At 73.8% G+C, this 4,420-nt stretch carries 3 protein-coding genes; all 3 read left to right on the forward strand.

Annotated elements, in window-relative coordinates; translation table 11 throughout:
- A partial coding sequence (locus NOD94_RS40340; protein WP_281211224.1) for a PQQ-binding-like beta-propeller repeat protein occupies positions 1-1,151 on the forward strand: 1,151 nt, incomplete at its 5' end.
- 159 nt (positions 1,152-1,310) lie between these two features.
- Positions 1,311-3,368, forward strand: coding sequence for a TPM domain-containing protein (locus tag NOD94_RS40345; protein ID WP_281211226.1), 2,058 nt, complete (start codon positions 1,311-1,313; stop codon positions 3,366-3,368).
- 95 nt (positions 3,369-3,463) lie between these two features.
- Entirely contained in the window at positions 3,464-4,192 is a 729-nt protein-coding gene (locus NOD94_RS40350; RefSeq protein WP_281211225.1) for a PspA/IM30 family protein, read from the forward strand.
- Positions 4,193-4,420: the final 228 nt, after the last annotated feature.

The raw sequence follows: 4,420 nt of genomic DNA on the forward strand, positions 1-4,420 counted from the left end.
GGCCGTCCGCGGGGCCCGCCGCCGGGGGTCGGGCGGGCGCCGCCCCGTCCCGGACGCGGGACGCGGCCCCGCCCGGGGAGGTGCTGTGGCGCTCCCGCGTCCGGCCGCAGGCCCTGCACGCCGCCGGGGACAGCGTGGTCTGGCGGGCCGGGCCGGAGGTGGGCTCGGTGTGGGCCGCCACCGGTGCGGCGCTGTGGACGGCCCGCGCCGACGAGGGCGTACCCGCGACGGAGCTGTCCGCGGTCTCGGCCGTGTCCTCGGCGGCGGACACCGGGGCGGTGTACGTGGCCGTGTCGGGCCGGGACGGCGAGGGCGTCCGCGTACTGGCCAGGGAGGCCGGCGACGGCCGGGTCCGCTGGTGGCGCGACCTGCCGGAACCGCCGGCCAGGACTCCGGTGCTGACCGCGACCGGCGGGCTGGTCCTGTACGGGGCGGGCGGCGGACTCACCGCCCTGGACGGGGCGAGCGGGGAGACCGTGTGGCGGTACGGGGTCCAGGGGACCATCTCCCGCCGGCCGACCGTCTCCGGGAACTGCCTGGTCCTGGCGGACGGCCTGCTGCTCACCGCCCTGCACCTGCCCACGGGGAAGCCGCTGTGGCACTGGCCGCGCAACACGCACCGCGGCGGGCCGGGACTGCCCGGCGGTCCGGTGCACGTGACGGACGGGAAAACGGTACGGGCGCTGCACCGGCGGGAGGGGCACGTCGTCTGGCACTTCGACGCGGGCACTCCGGCGCCGACCGGGATGCTGTCCCTCGACGACACCGTCCACGTGGCCGCGCACCGGGCGCAGGAGGGCTGGGACACGGTGTCCGCGCTGGACGCGGAGAGCGGCGCGGTGCGCTGGCGCCGACCGCTGGTGCGGCGTCAGGGCCCGGACTGCGCGGTCGAGCTGCTGGGCGCCGGGACGGATCCGCGAGGCGTGCGGGGCGCGCTCGGCGTGCGGGGCCTGCTGTACGTGAAGGCCGCGGACGGCGGCCGGGGCGGGTTGCTGGGCCGCACGCCCCGGCCCCCGTTCCTGGCCGCCCTGGACCTGGTGACCGGGGAACTCCGCTGGCAGTGGGAGCACGCGGGCATCGGGAGCACGGTGCGGACCGGCCACGGCATCGCGGTCGCCCTGCCGGAACTGACGGCCATCGCCGTCCCCTAGCCGGGCCGGGCGGTCCGAGCCGGGCCGCCCGGGACCACGGCGGGGGGTCCACTCCGGGTGCGGGCGGGACGAACCGCCCATAATCTCCGAAATGTGACTCCGCCCCCCTGGACGAAGAGGCGCTCCGCCGCCCGGATATCCCTGCGCACCGGACTGGCCCTGGCCGCCGCGCTGCTGGCGTTCGGCGGGTGGGGGGTGGTCGGGGCGCCCGCGGCCCGCGCCGAGGATCCCGTCACCCTGTCGCGGCAGGGGCAGGTCACCGACCGCGTGGGCGCCCTGGGCGACCGGCTGCCGGCGGTGACGGCGGCGCTGGACGAGCTGTACGCCGACCGCCGGATCCAGCTCTTCGTCACGTACGTCAACGACTTCTCCGGGCGCTCCGCGCAGAGCTGGGCGGACGCCACGGCGCAGAAGAACGGCCTCGGGCAGAACGACGTCCTGCTGGCGGTGGCGACCGGGGCCAGGCAGTACGCCTATTCGGCCGACACCGAGTCCGGTTTCACGGAACAGCAGTTGGCGGACGTCGCCCGGATCGCCATCGAGCCCGCCCTGAAGGAGAACGACTGGGCGGGCGCCGCGATCGGCGCGGCGAACGGCTACGACGCGGTGCTCGGCGGGCTGCCGGTCCCCGTCCCGGCCGTCACCCCCGGCGAGGCCGATCCGGGCGGCGGCGCGGGAGGCGAGAGCGGCGCGGGCGACTTCGTCCTGCCGGTCGTCGCGGTCGGCGCGGCCGGGGCGCTGGGGGCGTACGCGTACAGCCGCCGCAAGCGCGGCAAGGGCGGCGGCGGGCGCGGTACGGCGACCTCGCACCAGGGCTGGGACGGGCAGCGCGCGGAGACGCCGCTGCCGGAACTCGACGCCCGGGCGAAGGCGCTGCTGGTCGGGACGGACGACGCGGTCCGCACCAGCACCGAGGAACTCGGCTTCGCCTCGGCGCAGTTCGGTGACGAGGCCGTCGCCGGCTTCACCGAGGCCGTGGCGCACGCGAAGGACGAGCTGACGCACGCCTTCCGGCTGCGCCAGCAGCTCGACGACGCCTATCCGGAGGACGACGCGACCCGCCGCCGGATGCTGGACGAGATCGTGGCCCGGTGCACGGAGGCGAACCGTCGCCTCGACGCCGAGTCGGAGGCCTTCGACCGGCTCCGGGACCTGGAGAAGAACGCCCCGCGGGCGGTGGAGACGGTGGAGGCGCACTTCCGGGAGCTGACCGGGCGGACGACGACGGCGGTGGCGACGCTGACGGCACTGGCCGGTCGGTACGCGGACTCCGCGTCGGCGCCGGTGGCATCCAACCCGGAGCAGGCCAAGGACCGGCTGCTGTTCGCGACGACCCACCTCGGCGAGGCCCGGGCCGCGCTGCACGACGGGGAGAACGGCAGGGCGGCCGTGCACGTACGGGCGGCCGAGGGCGCGGTGGACCAGGCGGCGACCCTGGTGGACGCGGTGGAGCGGCGGGCCCAGGAGCTCGCGGAGGCCGCCGGGAAGCTGCCGGGCGCGCTGACGGAGACGGAGTCCGACCTCGCGGACGCCGCCGGGTTGCTGACGGGCACCACGGAGGGCACCTCGACGGCGGACCTGCGCGGCCGGATCGGCCGGGCGCAGGCCGTACTGGCGGACGTGCGGCGGGAGCAGGAGGCCGGACGGTACGACCCGATCGACGCCCTGCGGCGCGTGGAGGAGGCCGACGCGGCCCTCGACGAGTCGCTGGCCGGGGCGCGGGAGCAGGAGACGGGCCGGCGCCGCGCGGCGGGCCTGCTGGACCAGGCCCTGCTGTCGGCCCGCAGCGCGATCGGCGCGGCGACGGACTACATCACCACCAGCCGGGGCGCGGTGGCCAGCCAGGCCCGGACCCGGCTGGCGGAGGCCCAGCGGCACCTGGAGCGCTCGGTGTCGCTGGCCGGGACGGACCCGGCGGGCGCGCTGACGGAGGCGCAGCAGGCGGACTCCCTCGCCCGGCAGGCCCAGCAGCTGGCGGAGCAGGACGTACGGGCCTACCAGAACCCGTACGCGGGCTCCCGCGCCGGCGGCGGCCGCGGCGGGGCCGTGCTCGGCGGCATCATCCTCGGCGAGATCCTGCGCGGTGGCGGGGGCTTCGGCGGGGGCGGGTACGGCGGCCGGGGCGGCTTCGGCGGCGGGGGCGGGGGGAGCCGCGGTCCCGGTTCCTTCGGCGGCGGGGGGACGCGCGGCCGGATGGGCGGTGGCGGCCGCTTCTGACCGACCGGCGCGAGCCGCGTCCCGCGGCCCGCGGCCCGCGCCCCGTGGCGCTTCACGCACCGGACGTTGACGTTCCCTCACCAGGAGAGACCCCCATGAGCAAGCAGACCATCCTCGGCCGCGTCACCCAGCTCGCGAAGGCCAACATCAACGCGCTGCTGGACCAGGCGGAGGATCCGCAGAAGATGCTCGACCAGCTGATCCGCGACTACACGAACAACATCTCGGAGGCCGAGCAGGCGGTGGCCACGACCATCGGCAACCTGCGGATGCTGGAGGCGGACCACAAGGAGGACGTGGAGGCTGCCGGCGAGTGGGGCGACAAGGCGCTGGCGGCCAGCCGCAAGGCGGACGAGCTGCGGGCGGCGGGGAGCGCCGCGGACGCCGACAGGTTCGACAACCTCGCGAAGGTGGCCCTCGGCCGGCAGATGCAGTCGGAGCGGGAGGCGAAGACGGCGGAGCCGACGATCGCAGCCCAGACGGAGGTCGTCGACAAGCTGAAGGCGGGCCTGACGTCGATGAAGGACAAGCTGACGGAGCTCCAGGCGAAGCGGGACGAGCTGGTGGCCCGCGCGAGGACCGCGCAGGCGCAGAACACGATGATGGACGCGGTGAAGAACATCGACGTCATGGATCCGACCAGCGACCTGAACCGCTTCGAGGAGAAGGTTCGGCGGGAGGAGGCCATGGCGACGGGCAAGCAGGAACTGGCGGCGTCCTCCCTGGACGCGCAGTTCGAGTCCCTGGAGGACCTCGGCAAGACCTCGGAGATCGAGGCCCGCCTCGCCACCCTCAAGGCGGGCGGGACGAGCAGGGCGGCCTGACCCGGCCCCCGACCCGGACCCGGGGGGGGGGGGGGGGGGGGGGGGGCCCCCCCCCCCCCCCCCCAAAAAAACAAAAAAAAAAAAAAAAAAAAAAAAAAAAAAAAAAAAAAAAAAAAAAAAAAAAAAAAAAAAATAAAAAAAAAAAAAAAAAAAAAAAAAAAAAAAAAAAAAAAATTTAAAAAAAAAAAAAAAAAATAAAAAAAAAAAAAAAAAAAAAAAAAATATTTG

The organism is Streptomyces sp. Isolate_45 (assembly GCF_024721315.2).
GTDB lineage: Bacteria > Actinomycetota > Actinomycetes > Streptomycetales > Streptomycetaceae > Streptomyces.

Coding starts and splice junctions, on each gene's coding strand:
- NOD94_RS40350 (WP_281211225.1), top strand. CDS start 3,464: ATGAGCAAGCAGACCATCCTCGGCCGCGTCACCCAGCTCGCGAAGGCC.